An 18427-nucleotide genomic window follows, 5' to 3' on the forward strand; every position below is an offset into this window, starting at 1 on the left:
TCATTTGGAAAAGGCGCGGGGCGGGACTCCGCGCCTTTCCTTATGAGCACGAGCAGAGCCCGGCGAAGTCGCTTCTCGATTTCCACCGTATTCCGCGCGCACGCCGCGATCCGTGCCCTTGGGAATGAGGTAAGATGTTGAGGCAAGGGTACTCGACAGGCGTCCGTCTCTCTGGGGGTGAGCTCTTGCCCAACATCGGCCCAGAACACTTGAAACCCTTATCTGAGTTCAAATATCTCCACGCCGAGAACGTCTCGCGCTATCGCCTTATCATGCGGATCTTCTATGAGAACCACATGAAGCTTCGCTATTGGCTGCGCCCCTTGGACGTTCACGGCGCCGTGTTGGAAACCGGCCTCATCCAAGGCTACACCATCGAGCAGTGCGAACAGGATCTTCAGATGTTGCACGAGTGGGGCAACCTGGAGTGTCAACAAGACAAGGCGAAATCGACAAGTATTGAAGAGTTCAAGAAGAAGCGATTTCGGTATCAGATGACCGCGGTGGCGGTCGAGATCGAGCGGTTGTTGGATGCGCTCGAGCAGGTGCAGGGCTACGGCGGCGAACTCGACGCCGGGCCGCTCGAGATCATCGCGCGACTTCTGCGCGACATTTACCATCGGGCGGGGGAGATGCGTCCCGCGGAGGACTTCGCGTTGTGGAAGGAACTGCAGGATCGGTTCCGAAGGCTTCACGAAAACGCCGTGGACTACTACGCGCAGATCTCGAGCACCAAGGCGGAAGCCCTCATGCAGACGGCGGCCTTTCTCACGTTCAAGGAGGATTTGCGCAGGTATCTCCAGCGGTTCGCGCTGGGATTGCAGCAGTTCGGTGCGCAGATCGAGGGGATGTTGCGCGCGCTTTCTCCCGCGGCGGTGGAAGGCTTTCTGTCGAGCGTCACGCAGGGCGAGATGGAGGTTCCGAACCTGGAGGATCGGCGCGGATTCGACGAGCGCATGGCGGCACACCGAGAGGAATGGGCGTCCCTCGCGGCGTGGTTCATGGGCTCCGATGGCGACGAGAGCGAGGTCGTGAAGCTGGAGCGGGCCACGAAAGAGGCCATCGGACGCGTCGTGCGGCAGGCGTTGGCGCTTCAGGAGCAGGCTCGTGCTGGCGTCAGCCGTAGACGGGACTTGTCCTATCTCGCGCGGTGGTTCATGCGCCTTCAGTCCATCGAGGAGGCGCACCGCCTGGGTGCCGCCGTGTTTGGCCTGTATGCGCCGCGCCACTTTCAGGGCGAGCCGCCGCGATCGACCGATTCCGCCGACTGCTCCATGTGGGAGGAGGCGCCCATCCTGCGAGCGCTCTCGCCGAAGACGCGCGGGCCGCGGCAGCGCTTGGCGGTTTCCCCCGTCAAAGATCGCGCAACCCAAAAGGCGAAGGCGATGGAGGCGTGGCGCCAGGCGCAGGCCAGCGCGCGCGACATCGAGCGCCGATGGCTCCGGGAAGGGACGTTTGCCATCGCCGACTTCGACGAGCTCACGGTGGAGGATCGCGGGCTCCTGCTGCAGTGGGTGAGCCGCGCGTTGTCGAAAGCCGACCGTCGGTTCCGAGATCCAGAGGGTTATCAGATTCGGGTCGAGGTCCCACAAAACGGCGAACGCCACCGCATTTCATTTCCAGACGGAGTGATGGAGATGCCCAACTTTCGCTTCCACATCCGGAGGGAAGGGCGATGAGACGGGGGCGCCTGCGCGATGAACGCGCGGAACTTCAGGAGGCGGCCCGTATCCTGCTGTCGCGCCCTTGGATCACCAAGGAGAACCATCCCGACGAGTACCGGCTCATCCATCGTCACCAGGACGCGTTGCGAAACTGGTTTCAGCGGATGGCGGGCTGGGCCCTCGTTGTGACGAGCGAGATCGCAAAACTCGAGAAGCAACCAGCGGTGCATCAGCCGTGGATGCGGATCGACGAGTTTCTCTACCCGCGCGATTACGCGCTGTTTGCCTATGCGCTCTGGTTCCTCGAAGGACTGCAGCGCGAGGAACAGTTCCTGCTGTCGGATCTCATCGACGCCATCGGCGAGGAGGCTCTGCGAAACGGGGATCATCTCGACTGGACGAGCTATGATCACCGCCTCTCCATGGTTCGGGCGCTCAAAAAGTTGCGCGATCTCGGCGTGCTCCAAGCCGTCGACGGCGAAGAGATGGGCTGGGCGCGCGACGACAGTCAGAACGTGCTGTATGAGGCGACGCGCGTGTCGAGGTACGTCATGAATCGGTTTCCGCGCGACTTCGCCTCCTATCAGACCATCGACGACCTGTACGAGGCGGACACCTTCATCGGCATGGACGGATCGGCCGAGTTCGAGTCCTGGGCCACGGCGCACAGGCGCCACCGCGTCATTCGGAGGTTTCTCGTGGAGCCCGTCGTGTACGACGCGGATTTCTCGGAGGAGGAGCGGCGGTACGTGCAGACGCAGCGGAGCTTCCTCGTGGATCGCATCGAACAGGCGACCGGGCTCGTGGGCAGGCGGTTCCGCGAGGGCCTGCTCTTCGCGTGGCCCGAGCCGACGAGCGACTTCGAGCTATTCCCCGGCGACTCGACGCTGTCGGACGTCTGCCTCTTGGTGGCCAACGCGCTGGTGCAGCGCATTCGCGCCAAATACGCCTCCATCGCGCCGGCTCATGACGGGCGGTACCACATGCCTCTCGCAGAACTGGAGGCGGTCGTGTTGGAGTTGCGCGAGCTCTACGCCCTCCGCTGGTCCAAGGAGCTTCGCGAGAAAGGCGTCGCCGCCCTCACGCGCGATGTATTGGCCGTGATGAGCGAATGGCGGCTCGCCGCGTGGGAGGGCGCGGACGTGTGGCTGCTTCCCGCGCTGTCGCGTTACATCGGCGCGTACGACGGCGATCTCGATCAAGAGGAGGGATCCAATGGCGGAGCGATACCGGCTGTCCCGCGCGGGGCTGTTTAACTTTTGGTTGTACGACGAAGAGATCCTCGAGTTCGATCACGGCCGCCTGCTCTTGCGCGGCCCGAACGGCGCCGGGAAGTCCGTCACCATGCAGTCGCTCCTGCCGCTCGTGCTGGACGGGGACAAGCGGCCCGTTCGTCTCGATCCGTTTGGGTCGCGAGATCGCAAGATCGAGTTCTACCTGCTCGGCGACGATCAGAGCGGCGTGCAGGATCGGATCGGCTACCTGTGGATGGAGTTTGCGCGCGGCGAGGGATCTCAGGCTTCGCATGTGACGGTCGGGATCGGCCTGCGCGCAACCCGCGGCCGCTCGTCGGTCCAGTTCTGGGGATTTGCCATCACGGACGGACGGCGCGTGGGCAAGGACTTGGTGTTGTACGACGAAACCCTCTACCTGAAGGAGGGGCAGAAATATCCGCTGGATCACGCGAAGCTGGCCGAGGTTTTGGGACCAGGGGGCCAGGTGGTCCGCTCGCAGGAGGAGTACCAGGCGCTCGTCAATCGCCTTCTGTTCGGCTATCGGGACATCGGGGCCTACGAGGATCTTCTGAACCTCATGATTCAGGTTCGTTCACCTAAGTTGTCCAAGGAATTCAAGCCGTCGACGATGTACGAGACGCTGTACAGCGCGCTTCCCCCAGTGGGCGAGGAGGAGCTGGCGTCGCTCGCCAACATGCTCGAAGATTTGGACGAGCATGCGGCGCACCTGGAAGAGACGGTGCAACACCGCACCCATGCGGAGCGGCTTCATCGGGCGTACGACCGGTACAACCGCGTGGTCCTGTTTCAGCGGGCGCGCGCCGCGCACGAGGCGCTGAAGGCCGAGGACGAGGCTCAGGACAACGTGCGCGGGGCGGAGAAGGAATTCGACGATCTCGCTCGCGGGCTCGGCGAGCTCGAACGCGAGATGTGCGAGGTCAAGGCCGATGCAGATCGCACGGAGGCGGAGCTCGAGGCGCTCGAACATTCCGAGGCGATGGGTATCCAGAGAGAGCTCGATGGGATTCAGCGGCAGGTGGAATTCCTGTCGGGCGAGGAGGCTCGCGCGCGAGAAGCGCTGCGGGAGGCCGAGCAGGACATCGAGCGCCGGGAGGAGGGCCTTCGCCAGGTGGAGGACCGCCGCGCGGAGTGCGAGCGGCGGATGGCGTCCCGACGTGAAGCGCTGGAACGCCTCGCGGACGCGGCGGAATTCGCGGGTCATTCCGTGTACGCGCGGCCGGAAGTCGACGCGGTATACCCGGATGACGTGTTCGAGCGATGGTTCGCCGATGTGGATTTGCATGCGGAGCGCCTGCACAACGCGATCTCCCTGGGCCAGGAGGAGCTGAGGGCCCGCGAGCGCATGTCCGACGCGGAGCGGGCCATGGGCGAGGCCGCCAAGCGGCGGGACGCCGAAGAGGCGAATCTGCGCACGGCGGAGTCGCGGCTGGAACAGGAGGTGGAAGCGCAAGAGGATGCAATATTCCGCTGGTACCAAGGCCTTTCCGCCATCCCAGCGACGGACGACATGTGGCGAGAGGCGCTGTACGCGCTGCGGGAGTATCCGGCCACAACCTACGACGACGTGATGCGCTCCTTCCGGAAGGCGCACGAGGAGGCATTGCTCGAGGCGGTGCAGCGTGAGCATGAGCTTCGCGCGGCCGTGGAACACCGCGCCGAGGAGAAGCGCGCGCTCGAACAGGAGCTTGCGGAGTGGCGCGATCGCAGGGATCCCGAGCCGCCTCGAAGCGAGGCGCGGGCCGCTTCGCGCAGGCGCCGGCAGAGCGCGGGCGGCGTGGGCGCGCCGCTCTACATGGCGTGCGAGTTCCGAGACGGCGTCGATCCGCGGACGCAGGCGGCGCTGGAGCGCGCGCTCGAGGCGGCCGGGCTCATCGACGCGTGGATCTCGCCGTCGCCGCCCGCCGTGGAGCCGGGGGAGGAGGAGGTGTGGATTGCACCGCGGCCAGCGCTTTGGGGCTACACGCTCGCCGATTTTCTGCGGCCGACGGTTCCCGAGGGGTCGGGGCTTATGGCCGTCGACATCGAGGATGCGCTGCGCACCATCGTGATCGGCGACGAGGCCGAGGCCGGGCAGGCCGCCGTTGCGCCGGATGGGCGGTATCGCATCGGGCCGCTCGCTGGCCACACGGACGAGAAGCCACAAGCCGAGTGGATCGGTTACGAGGCCAGGCGGCGCACGAAACTCGCGCGCATCGAGGCGCTCGAGGCGGCCATCGCGGCCGCGGAGGCCGAGATCGCGCGCCTCGCGGCAGACATCGAGGAGACGAGGCGCCATCGCACACAGCTCGACGAGGAGATGCGGGCGTTTCCGCCGGAAGATCCGCTGCGCAGGGCAAGGGACGACGTCGATCGCGCCAGGCTCCGGCTGGAGGAGGCCGTTCTGTCCCTCAGGCGGCAGACCGAGGCGTACCAGGAGGCGCGAGCCAACTGGCGCGATCGCGAGGAGGCCTGGTTGGCTGAGAGGTCGGCCTGGGCACGGCTCTCGCGTCTCGAGGATTTCGTCGAGGCACGCGAGCAGCTCCAAAGGTATCGGGACGGTCTGCACGACCTGCGCCGCTTCCACGCGGAATACACCCACCTCAGCCGCGAGGCGGCACAGCTCGCGGAGGACATCGAGAGGGACCGGGCGCGGGCGGACGCGGAGCGGCGGAGAAGCGTGGAACTTCGGCAGGAGCGGGATCGCCTGCGCATGAGCGCGGAGGCGCTGCGCGAGCAGTTGCGCGCGCTCGGCGTGATCGATCTGTACGAGCGCCAAAGGGAGCTTCGGGCGCGCAGAGAGGCGCTTCGCAAGCGCCGCGAGGAGCTCGAGAGGAGGCGGCACGCGTTCGACGAGAAGATCGGCATGGCGAAAGAGCGGCTGGAGCAGGCGCAGCGTGCGCTCCAAGCGAAGGAGGCGGAGGCCGAGTGCGCCCTTGAGGCGCTCGCGCGGGAGTGGGCGCTTGGGCTTGTGGACGGGATGGCGGAGGATTTGCGCCAGCCATCGGGGCGGCAGGCGCTTTCCCGGTTGGCGCACATCGTGCACCGCGAGCTTCGGGGCCCGTATGGCTCGGAACACGAGGGCAGCGCGCGGCACCGCCTGATGGAGGAGCTGCAGGTGGTGCGGAACGTGCTCGTGGACTACGCCATCGAGGGGACGTACGACGAGGCGCTGGGGCGGACGATCGTGCGATCCGTGCGGGATCGGAACCGGCCCTTGACGCCGTTCGCGCTGTGGCAGGAGCTCGTTCGCATGGAAGAGGAGCAGCGCCTCTACATCGAAGAGCGCGAGCGGGAACTGTATGAGGAGATCTTCATGCGGAGCGTCGGTCGGGCCATTCGCGACAAGATCAACCGTGCGGAGGCGTGGGTGCGCCAGATGAACCGGTTCATGTCGCAGCGGGACACGTCCAACGGCTTTGCGCTATCGCTCGAGTGGCGGCCGCGCCCTGCGCAGGACGAGGGCGAGATGAGCGCCGAGCGGCTGGTGGCGCTTTTGCGCAAGAGCCCGGAACTCATGTTGCCGCAGGAGATGGACGACATGATCCGGCACTTCCGCACGCGCATTGACTACGCGCGGCAGGAGGCAGAAAGCGGGGGATCGTTTCGCGAATGGATCTATCAGTTGCTCGACTACCGGCAGTGGTTTGAGTTCCGCCTGTATTATCGAAAGGCAGGGATGGCATCCCGGCGCGAGCTGACGGATTCGCAGTTCAACGTCCTGAGCGGCGGCGAGAAGGCGATGGCGATGTACATTCCGCTCTTCGCCGCGGTGGACGCGCGCCTCAGCGACGCCCGCGAGGACGCGCCCCGGATCATCTGCTTGGACGAGGCGTTTGCCGGCGTGGACGACGACAACGTGCGCGACATGTTTGCGCTCATCGTGTCGCTCGACTACGACTTCATCATGACGAGCCAGCAGCTCTGGGGCTGTTACGACACGGTGCCATCTCTGTCGATCGTGGAGGTGCATCGCCCGCAGGACGCCGACGTGGTGACGCTCATCCGCTTCCGATGGAACGGCCAGGTCCGCATCCTGATCGCTCCCGACGAGGCGAAAGAGGCGGTGCGTCTCCCATGAGCGATGTGAACTCAGCGATTCGGGCTGCGCTGATGAAGCCGGGACTCGCGCGGCTGTGGGAAGCGGTGAGGGCGAAATACCAGTCGCTCGGGCGCGCGGGCGGCACCGTGGTCCTTCTCGACGCGACGCCCGAGGAGCAGGAGGCCATCGGCGCGCTTCTCGGGATCAACCTGTTCGGCGAGACGCGCATCAAGGTTCCGCTCGCGAGGCTGGAGGCCGCTCTTCTTCAGTCGCGCTTCGCGATCACGCTCGGCGACGCTCTCGGCGCGCTGTTTGGCAGGGTGGCCACCCGGGACGACGTGCGGGCTGAGCGCGATCGCGCCGAGCGCGCCTTCTGGGCGTATCTTGAAGAGGTGGCGGGCGACTTCCGACCTTGGCTCGAGGCGATGTGGGAAGGGCGGGCGCCGGGGCGGGGGCTCGTCGCGGAGTGGCGCAGGCTGTTTGCCGAGACGGGGCGTGTACCTCCGCTCGAGGCCGCCCTCGGCGTCCTTCGCGCCCTCGACCCGCCGCCCGATCCGCCCGTCCGCCTGCCCATCCTGGCCGCTCGGCACCTCGGCGATCCGCACGCGCTCGATCGCACGAGCCCTGCGGGCCGAGCGCTCTTCGCCTGGCTCGCCTGGCGGTACGGCGGCTTGGATGCGGACGAGCCTGATTCCGCCGAGATCGCGGACGGCGCGGCCCAGGATGAGGGCACATCCGAAGCTGCGCGCGCCTGGTACCTGCGCGCGGGCATCCGGATCGACGACGTGAGCCCCGTGGTCCACGTCGCCAACTGGCCCGGGATGAGCACAAGCCCGATGGCCTTCACGCTCGCCTCGCTCGATGGCGCTCCCGCACGGCGCCTTCCGCCGCGTATCTTGGTCGTCGAGAACCCGGCCGTGTTCGCGGAGCTGGCTGAACGATCGCCCGCGCCTGTCGTCTGTTCTTACGGCTGGCCCAACGCGGCCGTGCTTCGCCTCCTCGATCTCGTCACATCCGCAGGCTCCGACCTGTGGTACAGCGGTGATTTCGACCTCGGCGGTCTGCGCATCGGCCGGTCCTTGTGGCGGCGCTACGGTCCGAGATTTGTCCCGTGGCGCTTCGATCGTGCCATGTACGACTCGTTCGCCCAATTTGGCCGCGTTTCACTTTCCGAGGAAGAGCGAACCCATCTCACCCGCCTACAGGAAGCCCTTTGGGACTCGGATCTGGCGGTCAGCATGCAGGCGTTCGGTGTGAAGGTATTTCAGGAGCAGTTCGTCGATACGCTCGTGGAAGACGCTATCTGCATGGAGATGGCGAGGCCTTGATGGGTGCGGGATGACCATCCCGACCACTCCAAGTCTCTCCGTGAGGAGGAATGCGTCATCGTCTGGAGTGTGCTCAACGTCATCGGGACTATCGCGTTTGCCGTGAGCGGCTCCATCGTCGCGATGGAGGAGCGGTATGACTGGCTCGGCGTGTATGTGCTCGGGTTCGTCGCCGCGTTCGGCGGCGGCATGATTCGCAACCTCATCGTCGGGCTGCCGGTCGCGCAGATCTGGCACCAGCCCGTTCTCTTTCTCACCGCGGCCCTGACGATCACGGCCGTTCTCGTCCTGCCGTACGGCTTCCTTCACCGTTTCCGCCGCATCGTCAGCTTCTTCGACGCCATCGGCCTGGCGGCGTTCGCGGTCGAAGGCGCCATGTACGCGTATCGGTCGCACAGCACATTCGTGACCACCGTCGTGGCCGCCCTGATGACAGGCATTGGGGGCGGACTCATCCGGGATCTCCTCGCCTCCCGCAAGCCGCTCGTCTTTCAGGCCGAGATCTACGCCATTTGGGCCATGCTCGCCGGCGCCGCGGTGGGGCTCGGGCTCATCCGGACGGCGTGGGAAGAATATCTGCTGTTTGCCCTCGTCGCCGCGCTTCGCATGCTGTCCGTTCGTTGGAATTGGCATCTTCCTCGAACCGGCCCGCCGGAGGAGACCCCGACGCCCTTCGGCACCTGAACGGGCTCGAACAGGGCGGTTTGAACTCGGCGTGTCGCGGATTTGGAATCTCAAAAATTCCTCAAGAAAATTTCAAGGTTGGCCATGTACGCTGACGAAGAGGGTTTCAAGCCCCTCAACAGCGCCATGGCCGCTTCATGAAAGGGCGTCCGTGAGCGTGAGACTCTGGCATGAAGCGCTGATTCCGAAGCTGCCGCGCGCGCAGCTGTTGGGCCAGCATCGGGAATGCTGTGCCCTGCGTGGACTTGGCTGGAATCGCCCCCACGCGACGGTGAATTACGTCTTTCAGCATCCGTACGAGTACCTGGTCCAGTATCACCGGCTCGTCATGGAGGAGATGGAGCGCCGAGGGTACCACGTGGATCCCGCGTGGTGGGACCCGCGCTACCGAGGAAAGCGCGCGCCGCTGGCGGACATTGACCCTTCCCGCTATTCCTGGTCATCGCCCATTTATCCTGAGCACGACGACAGGTATCTGGCCGATTGTCTCGAAAACTTACGGGCGAAGGGCATCATTCTTTGATTGCGCGGAGGTTTTCGAGATGTCGTGTCCTGGATGTGAGGTTGGGCAAGGTGGCGTCACGCTGAAGGTTCCCGAGGAAGATGTGGAGGGCGTCCTGCGTTCCCTCGCGTCTGCGCGCGCAGTCCGCTGGTCTGGCGCGTCGACGGTCTCCATGCCGCCCGATGTGTTCGTGGCTCGTGCAACGTACTGGCAAGCGTTCTTCGATACGAGCTCGTGGAGGGTCGGATTGACAGGCCCTGACGGGGCCGATGCGCCGGATCGCCCGTTTGACGCGTTCGTCGAAGAGCTTCCTTCCGTCTGGATTGACGAGTTGCTCGCCAGGCGCGGCATCCAAATGGCCATGCAGCCGATTGTGGACCTGACGAAGGGGAGCGTGGTCGCCTGTGAAATGCTTGTGCGTGCCACGGCCCCGGACGGAAGCTTCGTTTCGCCGCACGCGCTCTTTGAGGCGGCCCGCGAACAATCCCGGCTCTTCGCGCTCGATCGCGCCTGTCGGATTGAGGCCATCGCGGCGGCGAGGCGGCTGCCCGCGGACTGGGACGTCTTTGTGAATTTCATCCCGACCGCCATTTACGTGCCCGAGCATTGCCTCCAGTCCACCTTCGCGGCCGCAGAGCGGCACGCCGTCCACCCGTCCAGGCTGGTGTTTGAGGTGGTGGAGACGGAGCGCGTCGATGATGTCGCCCATCTGCGGGCCATTCTCGCGTTCTACCGCGCGAAAGGCGTGCGCTACGCGCTCGACGACTTCGGCGAAGGATACAGCGACGAGAACATGCTGCGCGCCATCTCGCCAGATGTCGTCAAGCTGGATCGCCAATTTGTCGATCACGTCGACCGCGATCCGGCCAAACGCCGCGTGGCGGAGGGGCTCGCGCGGGTGGCCCAATCGCTTGACATTCGCCTGTTGGCGGAGGGGGTCGAACGGCCCGAGGAAGCGACGGCCCTGCTTGAACTTGGTTACACGTGGCAACAGGGGTACCTGTACGCGCGGCCGTCTCTCGAGGTGCCGGACGGGTCAATCGCGTGGTTGCCGCGGGCGTGAGTTCCGGACGCGGAGCGTTTCGCTATACTACGGATGTATCTTTCGGACAGGGGGAGCATCCGTTGCCGACTGGAAAACCGACTGTCGCGGTGATTTCGTACCACGCGCCGCCCGTCTTGAACGCCGAATCGATTCTGGTGTGGAAGACGCTCAAGGTGCTGAGAACCTGGTTCCATCTGCGTTTGGTCACGGCGAGCGTCCCGTCGGCCGATACGACGCTCACGCTTCCGGACGATATCGAGGTGGAACGGCTTCCCACCTGGATGCCGTCCGCGTACAAGCCGCGTCGTGCGGTGGAGAAGATCATCGGGCGATTTGCCGACGAAGCGTGGCTATGGGCGAGGCAGACGCCGGCCTCCATGGATGCGCCTGTCGATCTCCTCTACAGCCGCTCTCAGCCGGGCGCGAGCCATCTCCTCGCGCTTCGGTGGAAGCTGCGGACGGGGAAACCGTGGATCGCCCAGTTCAGCGATCCCTGGGCGCACAACCCGTACCACGCGGGGCGCACGCCGAGGCGCAAGGCGTTCGACGAGGCGAATGAGCGGGCGGTCGTCGCCAAGGCGGACGCGCTCATCTTTCCCACGAAGGAAATCCTTGAGCAGTACGTGCATTCGTATCCGCAGGTGCCCGTCGCGGACAAGTCGATGGTCCTGCCTCATCACTTCATGCCAGAGCTCTACCCGGAGCGCGTCGAGCGACCGGCGGAAATCGCGGACAAGCTAGTCTTCGCGTACCTCGGCGACTTCTACGGACAGCGTTCGCCGGAGCCGTTTCTCGCGGGGCTCGAGAAGGCGCTGACCGCGCGGCCCGACATGCGCCAACGCGTGGCCGTGGAGTTCTACGGCAACGTCGAGTCGAAGTTTGAGCCGCTGGTGGCGCGGGCGCCCATTCCGATTCGCAAGGGACGGGTGTCGTATCTCGACAGCCTCGCGCGCATGCGGCAGGCGGACGTGCTCGTCCTCATCGATGCGCCATCGGCCACGGGCCGCAACCCGTTTTTGGCCTCGAAGCTCATCGATTATTTGGGGGCTGGTAGGAAGATACTGGGTATTACGGACGTGGAAGGGACCGCCGCGGACATCCTTCGCGCGGAGGGACATCCCGTCGTCAGCCCGCGCGACGTGGACGGGATCGCGTCGGCGATGGTGGCGATGATGGACGCGTACCAGCGCGGCGAGTCGTTTTCCGTGCCCGTGCCCATGGCGTACTCCAGTCAAGAAGTCGTCGGGAAACTCGCGGCCCACATGGAGCGCCTGTTGGGGGAGACACACATGAAGTGAGGGTGAACGATGAGCACCATCGTGTGGCAGCCGACGCCGGTGACGAAGGCGGACAGGCGCCGATTGAACGGGCATTCGAGCTGTGTGGTGTGGCTGACGGGTCTGTCGGGATCGGGCAAATCGACCATCGCCTGCGCGCTGGAGCTCGCGCTGCACGAGCGAGGCGTGCGGACCTATCTGTTGGATGGCGACAACCTCCGCCACGGGCTCAATCGCGATCTCGGCTTTTCGGCTGACCATCGCGCGGAGAACATCCGCCGGACGGCCGAGGTGGCGAAGCTGTTCGTGGACGCGGGCGTCATTGCCATCTGCGGCCTCATCTCGCCATACAGGCGGGATCGGGAGGCGGCCCGGGCGCTGTTTGAGCCGGGGGAGTTCGTCGAGGTCTTCGTCGACTGCCCGGTCGAGGTGTGCAAGGCGCGCGATCCAAAGGGGCTCTATCGGCGAGCGCTGGCGGGGGAAATCAAGGGTTTCACGGGAATCGACGATCCGTACGAGCCGCCGCATGACCCGGACGTCGTCGTGAAGACGGATCGCACGCCCATCCAAGCGTGCGTCAAGGCCATTCTCCATCACCTTGAGGAAACGGGCCGCCTGGGCCTGCGGGACAACGCCGCGGGCGAGCGGGCGGCCGGGGAAAGGTAGGGGATGGGCGTGGCGCGACCCAACTTCTTCATCGTCGGCGCGGCGAAGTGCGGCACGAGCTCGCTCGACCGGTACCTGAGCCAGCACCCGGATATCTACATTCCACCGAAGAAAGAGGCGCATTTCTTCTCCATCCCCGATTTTCCCGAGCGTTTCACAGGCCCCGGCGACGAGGGCATGAATCTGTACACCATCCGCGATGAGGACGCGTACATGCGGCTGTTCGACGGCGTTCGAGGCGAGCGGGCCGTCGGCGAGGCGTCCGTGTTTTACCTGTTTTATCCTGGTACGGCGCAGCGCATGTACGACGCGTACCCCGACGCCAAGATCCTCATCATGCTGCGCAATCCGGTCGATCGCGCCTTCTCCGCCTACATGCATCTGGTGCGCGACGAACGCGAGACGCTTTCGTTCCGCGAGTCGCTCGCCAAGGAGGAGGAGCGGATCCGGCAACACTACGAGCCGCTGTGGTATTATCGAGCCGTCGGCCTGTATGCGGCGCAGGTCAAGCGGTATCTCGACGTGTTTGGGCGCGAGCAGGTCAAGGTGATCCTGTTTGAGGAGTTCGCGCGCGATCCCGTCCAGGTGGTTCGGGACTGCTGCGCGTTCCTCGGCGTGTCCACGGACTTCGTTCCGGACACCTCGATTCGCCACAACGAGTCGGGCGTGCCCAAGTCGAGATCGCTCTACAACTTCATCGCGAAGCCGAACGCGCTGAAGGAGATCGTGAAGCCGTTCATTCCGGCCGCGGTGCGCGAGCGGTTGGGCAACCGGGCGAAGTCGATGGTGCTCGGGCGGATGGAGATGGAGCCCGACCTTCGGGAGGAGCTGACCGCATTCTTTGCGCCGGACGTGGCTCGGCTCGAGGCGCTCATCCATCGCGACTTGTCCGCGTGGCGGCGCCCGGCGCGGGCTGCGGGATCGCAATAAGACGAACGGGAGGGGGAAGCGCATGGAGGTTTTGGAGGCGATTCGGGGACGCCGGCACATCAAGCAGTTCAAGCCGGATCCCATCGATGAAGCGACGTGGATGAGTTGGCTGCAGGAAGCGACCAACGCGCCGAACCACAAGATGACCGAGCCGTGGGAGATCATCGTCGTGGGGCCGGAGGCGCGGATGAATCTGCGCCACGGCGCGAACTTCGGGGATGCGCCGGTCGTGCTCGCGGTGCTCAGCAAGCGGGGGGCCTCGCAGATCGAGCGCGACGAGAATTTGATGGCCGTCGCGTGCTTCCTCGAGAACTTGAGCCTCATCGCGGAGGCAAACGGCGCGGGCATCCGCTGGACGTCCATCGGCTGGCAGGAGCACGCGCGCCAGGTGCTCGGCGTGTCGGACGAGTACGACATTGCGAACATCATCGGGTTGGGCTATCCGGCGGAAGTGCCGCAGGCGAAGCCGCGCACGCCCATCGCCGAGAAGATCCGGCGGGTGCCGTGATGGCGGACGCGAGGCAAGGGGCGGATCTGGAGGCGAGATCGCCCTGGGCGCTCGGGGGATACCAGCTCGCGCGGGTGGGTCCTGTCCAAGGCCCGGTGGACGCGGACGTGCGCGTGCCGGGATCGAAGAGCGTGACCAATCGGGCGCTCGTCATCGCCGCTCTGGCGGAGGGCGAATCGGTGCTGTCGGGCATCCTGCAAAGCGACGATGCGTACTGGTGCATCGAGGCCCTGCGCGCGCTCGGCGTCCCGGTTGAGGTGGACGGCGATCGCGTCCGCATGACCGGTTGCGGAGGGCAGTTTCCGCGAAGCGACGCGCGCGTGTACACAGGCGCGGGGGGCACGACGGCGAGGTTTCTCACAGCCGCGCTCGCGGCCTCGAGAGGCGAGTACGAGATCCGCGGCAGCAGGCGGATGAACGAGCGGCCGATGGGCGAGCTGTTTCGGGCGCTGCGGGTGCTCGGGGCCGAAATTGAGCCGTTGGAGCGCCCGGACACGCTGCCCATTCGCCTCAGGGCGCGAGGGCTTGCAGGCGGAGAGGTCGCGATGTCGGGCGCGCAATCGTCCCAGTTTGTGAGCGGGGTGCTCATCGCGGCGCCCTACGCGCGCGCGCCGGTGAGCGTGCGCATCGTGGATCACATCGTCCAGCACGCCTACGTCCACATCACGCTCGACATGATGCAGGCGTTCGGCGCGAAGTGCGAGGCGGCGGGCGATCTCGCCGTCATCTCGGTGGAGCCGGGTGGCTACCGCGGCCGCGCGTACGACATCGAGGCGGACGCGTCCACGGCCTGCTACTTCTTCGCCGCCGCGGCTGTGACGGGTGGCCGCGTGCGCGTGGCGAATCTCACGCGCGACACGCGCCAGCCCGACGTTCACTTCGTCGACGTGCTCGCCAAGATGGGATGTGAGGTGGCGTCGTCCGATGCGGGCATCGAGGTGCGAGGCCCCGAGAAGCTTCGCGGCGGTTTCTCGGTCAGCATGAAGGAGATGTCGGATCAGACCCTCACGCTCGCGTTCCTCGCGCCGTTCGCGGACGGACCGATTGAAATCACCGGCGTGGGCCATATCCGACATCACGAGTCGGATCGGATCCGGGTCATCGTCGAGACCCTCGCCCGCGTGGGCGTCCGCGCGGAGGAGCGGGAAGACGGCGTCGTTGTGTATCCGGGCGCACCTCGTCCCGCGGCGCTCCCGTCCTACGACGATCACCGCGTGGCCATGGCGCTTTCCGTGCTCGCGCTCCGCGCCGAGGGCATCGAGATTGAGGATCCGGGCTGCGTGTCAAAGACGTGCCCAACGTTTTTCCATCACTTGCGCGAGATGGGCGTTTTGGTCGATCTCGTCCCATGAGCAGAGGCTGCTCACGGCGCATGGCGCGCCGGGGCAGCCTCTGTTCGTTCGTCGCGCTTGCCCGCAATGGCCATATACACCGCGGGCACCAAAAGCAGCGTGACCATGGTGGAGAACGTGAGTCCAAACGCGATGACCGTGGCCATGGACGCGAGCGTCTCCGCGCCCTTGCCGTAGCCAATCACGAGCGGAAGCATGGCGAGCACCGTCGTCGCCGTGCTCATGAGGATGGGGCGCAGTCGAACGGGCCCAGCTTCCATGAGCGCCTCGCGCAGGCGCTTGCCTTCGCGGCGCAGTCGGTTGGCGTAGTCCACGAGCACAATCGCGTTGTTCGCGACGAGGCCCATCACCATGATCACGCCGATGGCCGAGTCCACGTTGAGCGAGCGGTGCGTGAGCGTCAGCCCGAGCGCCGCGCCGATGAAGGTCGGCGGCAGCGAGAACATGATGACAAACGGCATGAGTAGGGACTCGAACAGGCTCGCCATGAGCATGTACAAGAGCGCCACGGAGAAGACGAACGCCCACAGCATGTCGAACATCGTCTGGCGCAGGAAGGCCCCGCCTTGGCCGAACCCCACGCTGTACCCCTCGGGAACGCGAATCGATTTCAGTTGCTTGGCGAGCTCCAACTGCGCGCGGCCCTGCGTGATGCCGTACGGCGTCGCGGTCACCTCCACGGTTCGAACCCCATTGATGTGCGTGATGCTCGGCGGCTCCGAGCCGTTCGAGACGGTGCCGAGCTTCGTCACCGGGACCATCTGCCCCGCCTGATTCTCCACCGTCAGATCCTGCAGGTGGCTCAGGTTCTGCGCGTAGCTCGGCGGCAGTTCGACGACGATGTTGTACGTGTTGCCGTTCACGTCGTACGTCGAGGCGATCTGCCCGCCGATGTCCGCCTTCAGCACGCTTTCCACGGCCTGCGCCGTGAGCCCGTACTCCGCCAGTGCCGCCGGATCGAGCTTCAAGGTGACGTTGGGCATGGCTGCGGTGGCGCCGTTCTGAATGTCTTCCAGGCCGCCCACGCGGCGCATGGCGGCCGCCACCTGATCCGCCAGTCGCGTCAACTCGGCGACGTCAGGCCCCTGAATCTGCACCGAGATCTGATCGGACGCCGGGCCGCTCGCCCCGTTGGCGGACGCCGCAGCCGCGGTGACCGTGGCGCCTGAAACGGATTGGGCGAGCTGATTGAACTGCGACGTCATCGCTTCGACATCCTGGCTCGAGACGGAATCCTCAAACCGCACCGTGACGGTCGCCTGGTTGGTGGCGGGCAGTGCGGCATACGTGTTGCCGCCGATCTGCGCGTCGATCTGTTGGATCCCGTGGAGATGTGTCCGAGCGAGCGCCTCCACGCGCTTCGTCACCTGCTCCGTCGCAGCGAGCGACGTGCCGGGCGGTGTCTGCACGCTCACCGTCATCTCGTCCTCGCCCACGTTCGGGACCAGCTCAAAGCCGATCTTCGGCACCATGGCCACGCTCGCCACGAACATGAGCGCCGTGATCGCGAAGAGGGTCTTGCGATGCGACAGGCTGAATGCGAGCAGGCGCCTGTACAGCTCTGTGAGCCCGTGCATGAAGCGCGCGGACCAGTCAAACGGCGCGTACCAGCGCATGGGCGCGTCTCGACCCGGCAGGCGATCCGGCTCGTCGAACCGGCGGCCTTTGAGAAGCCGCGAGGCGAGCATCGGCGTGAAGGTGAGCGCCACGAACAGCGCGGCCACGTGCGAGAACGATACGGTGAGCGACAGCGGCTTGAAAAACTGCCCGGCGATGCCCGGCACGAAGATGGACGGCGCAAACACGCTGATCTGCGCGCACGCGGCCACGAAGACTGCCAGTCCCACCTCTTCGGTGCCGACAATCGCGGCTTCGATTGGGCTAAGGCCGCGCTTACGAGATCGGAAGATGGACTCCAGCACGACGATGGAGAAGTCGACGAGTGAACCCAGGCCCACCGCGAGCGACCCGAGCGTGATGGAGTTGATGGAGAGCCCGGCGGCGGCCATGAGCGCGAAGGTGGACAGCGTCGCGATGGGGATGGCCACCGCCACAACGATGGTGGATCGCACGCTGCGCAGGATCAGGAGGATGACCAGGATGCCGAAGATGAACCCGAGCACCGTGTGGTTGACCACGGTGTGGATGGTGTCGCGCACCGGCTGCGCGTCGTCCGTGAGCACCTCCACGTGAACGCCGGGCGGCAGCTGCTGCTGAATGGACGGAAGCGCCTGCCACACGCCGTTCGACACCTGCACGATGTTGGCGTCGGACGCCTGCGAAATGGACAGGGTCACGGCTGGGGCGTCGTTGACCGTGCTCACGAGCTCGACGGGCGCATGGCCGTCTTCGATCTGGGCGATGTCCTTGAGCTTGACGTCGCCGCGCAGGGGCAGCGGGATCTCGAGATCTCCAAGTTGAGATGCGGATCCAATCTCCCCGCTCACATGGAACGGAATGAGGAGGTTGCCCTTTTGGACCTGCCCGGCGTCCGCCGAGAGGTTGTTGGCGGCGATGGCGTTTACCACCTGCTCGATGCTCAGGTGGTACGCCTTCAGCTTGTCCGGATCGACCTCGACGGTAATTTGGCGCACGAGCCCGCCCGCCTCCTGGACGCCCGCGACGCCGTTCAGCCGCTCGATGGCCGGCTCCACGACGTTGGTCGCCGCGTCGGAGACGGTCTGCAGGGAGACGCCCTTCGATCCGTACACGGCAATGCGCATGATGGGCAGGCTGTTCGGGTCGAACTGCTGGACGAGCGGCGTCGTGGCGTCGGACGGGAGTTCCGGCTGAACCCGGTTCACCAGGCTGCGCATCTGGTTCAGTTCCTCGTCCAAATTGACGCCGTAGTTGAATTCCACGATCACGAGCGAACTTCCGGCCGTCGATTGCGACTCAATCAGGTTCACGCCCGAGAGCCCCTCGAGCGCCTGCTCGAGCGGGTGGGAAATCTGCTTTTCCACTTCTTCCGGCGAAGCGCCGTTCCATGACGTGACCACCGCTGCCACGGGCAGGTTCAGCTTCGGGAACAGCTCTTCCGGCAGGTGGAGGAGCGCAAAGACGCCGACGGCCACGAGCGCGATCATGAGCATGGTGATGGTGACGGGGCGGCGAATGGAGAATTTGGCAAGTTGCACGATCCCGGCTCCTTTCTTCCGTCTATCGTCGCTGGACGGGCCGCAATTTGCAAGCCAATC

Annotated in this window: 13 protein-coding genes; 12 read left to right on the forward strand and 1 reads right to left on the reverse strand. The window is 65.6% G+C overall.

Features of this window, described 5'->3' with window-relative positions; genetic code table 11:
• Positions 1 to 134: 134 nt before the first annotated feature.
• From AACI_RS03190 to aroA, 12 genes are all read left to right on the forward strand, one after another.
• A complete protein-coding gene (locus AACI_RS03190; protein WP_081442608.1) occupies positions 135 to 1679 on the forward strand; it encodes a TIGR02677 family protein in 1545 nt (514 codons plus the stop codon).
• The gene (locus AACI_RS03195) at positions 1676 to 2920 is read left to right on the forward strand and encodes a TIGR02678 family protein (protein WP_012810039.1); all 1245 of its coding nucleotides are present in this window, start codon (positions 1676 to 1678) and stop codon (positions 2918 to 2920) included. The genes AACI_RS03190 and AACI_RS03195 overlap by 4 nt, the downstream gene beginning before the upstream one ends.
• Positions 2880 to 6977: a TIGR02680 family protein gene (locus AACI_RS03200; RefSeq protein ID WP_012810040.1), complete on the forward strand. Its 4098-nt coding sequence runs from the start codon at positions 2880 to 2882 to the stop codon at positions 6975 to 6977. The genes AACI_RS03195 and AACI_RS03200 overlap by 41 nt, the downstream gene beginning before the upstream one ends.
• Positions 6974 to 8266, forward strand: coding sequence for a TIGR02679 family protein (locus tag AACI_RS03205; protein WP_012810041.1), 1293 nt, complete (start codon positions 6974 to 6976; stop codon positions 8264 to 8266). The genes AACI_RS03200 and AACI_RS03205 overlap by 4 nt, the downstream gene beginning before the upstream one ends.
• A 69-nt stretch (positions 8267 to 8335) precedes the next feature.
• Positions 8336 to 8950: a trimeric intracellular cation channel family protein gene (locus tag AACI_RS03210; protein WP_041707856.1), complete on the forward strand. Its 615-nt coding sequence runs from the start codon at positions 8336 to 8338 to the stop codon at positions 8948 to 8950.
• Between the two features lie 151 nt (positions 8951 to 9101).
• Positions 9102 to 9473 carry a TIGR02328 family protein gene (locus AACI_RS03215; protein ID WP_012810043.1) on the forward strand — a complete coding sequence of 124 codons (372 nt, stop codon included), beginning with the start codon at positions 9102 to 9104 and terminating at the stop codon, positions 9471 to 9473.
• A 19-nt stretch (positions 9474 to 9492) separates the two neighbouring features.
• Positions 9493 to 10515 (forward strand): EAL domain-containing protein, encoded by a 1023-nt coding sequence (locus AACI_RS03220; protein WP_012810044.1) that lies wholly within the window; start codon positions 9493 to 9495, stop codon positions 10513 to 10515.
• 62 nt (positions 10516 to 10577) lie between these two features.
• Positions 10578 to 11795 carry a hypothetical protein gene (locus AACI_RS03225; RefSeq protein WP_012810045.1) on the forward strand — a complete coding sequence of 406 codons (1218 nt, stop codon included), beginning with the start codon at positions 10578 to 10580 and terminating at the stop codon, positions 11793 to 11795.
• Between the two features lie 9 nt (positions 11796 to 11804).
• A complete protein-coding gene (gene cysC / locus AACI_RS03230) occupies positions 11805 to 12440 on the forward strand; it encodes an adenylyl-sulfate kinase (RefSeq protein ID WP_012810046.1) in 636 nt (211 codons plus the stop codon).
• A gap of 3 nt (positions 12441 to 12443) precedes the next feature.
• Positions 12444 to 13370 carry a sulfotransferase family protein gene (locus tag AACI_RS03235; protein ID WP_012810047.1) on the forward strand — a complete coding sequence of 309 codons (927 nt, stop codon included), beginning with the start codon at positions 12444 to 12446 and terminating at the stop codon, positions 13368 to 13370.
• Between the two features lie 22 nt (positions 13371 to 13392).
• Entirely contained in the window at positions 13393 to 13878 is a 486-nt protein-coding gene (locus AACI_RS03240; RefSeq protein ID WP_012810048.1) for a nitroreductase family protein, read from the forward strand.
• Positions 13878 to 15230: a 3-phosphoshikimate 1-carboxyvinyltransferase gene (gene aroA, locus AACI_RS03245; protein WP_012810049.1), complete on the forward strand. Its 1353-nt coding sequence runs from the start codon at positions 13878 to 13880 to the stop codon at positions 15228 to 15230. The genes AACI_RS03240 and aroA overlap by 1 nt, the downstream gene beginning before the upstream one ends.
• A gap of 11 nt (positions 15231 to 15241) precedes the next feature.
• Here the strand turns inward: aroA and AACI_RS03250 are convergent, their stop codons facing one another.
• Positions 15242 to 18367, reverse strand: a complete 3126-nt coding sequence (locus tag AACI_RS03250) for an efflux RND transporter permease subunit (RefSeq protein WP_012810050.1) — start codon at positions 18365 to 18367, stop codon at positions 15242 to 15244.
• Positions 18368 to 18427: the final 60 nt, after the last annotated feature.

The sequence above is a fragment of the Alicyclobacillus acidocaldarius subsp. acidocaldarius DSM 446 genome (assembly GCF_000024285.1).
In the GTDB taxonomy this organism is placed as follows: domain Bacteria; phylum Bacillota; class Bacilli; order Alicyclobacillales; family Alicyclobacillaceae; genus Alicyclobacillus; species Alicyclobacillus acidocaldarius.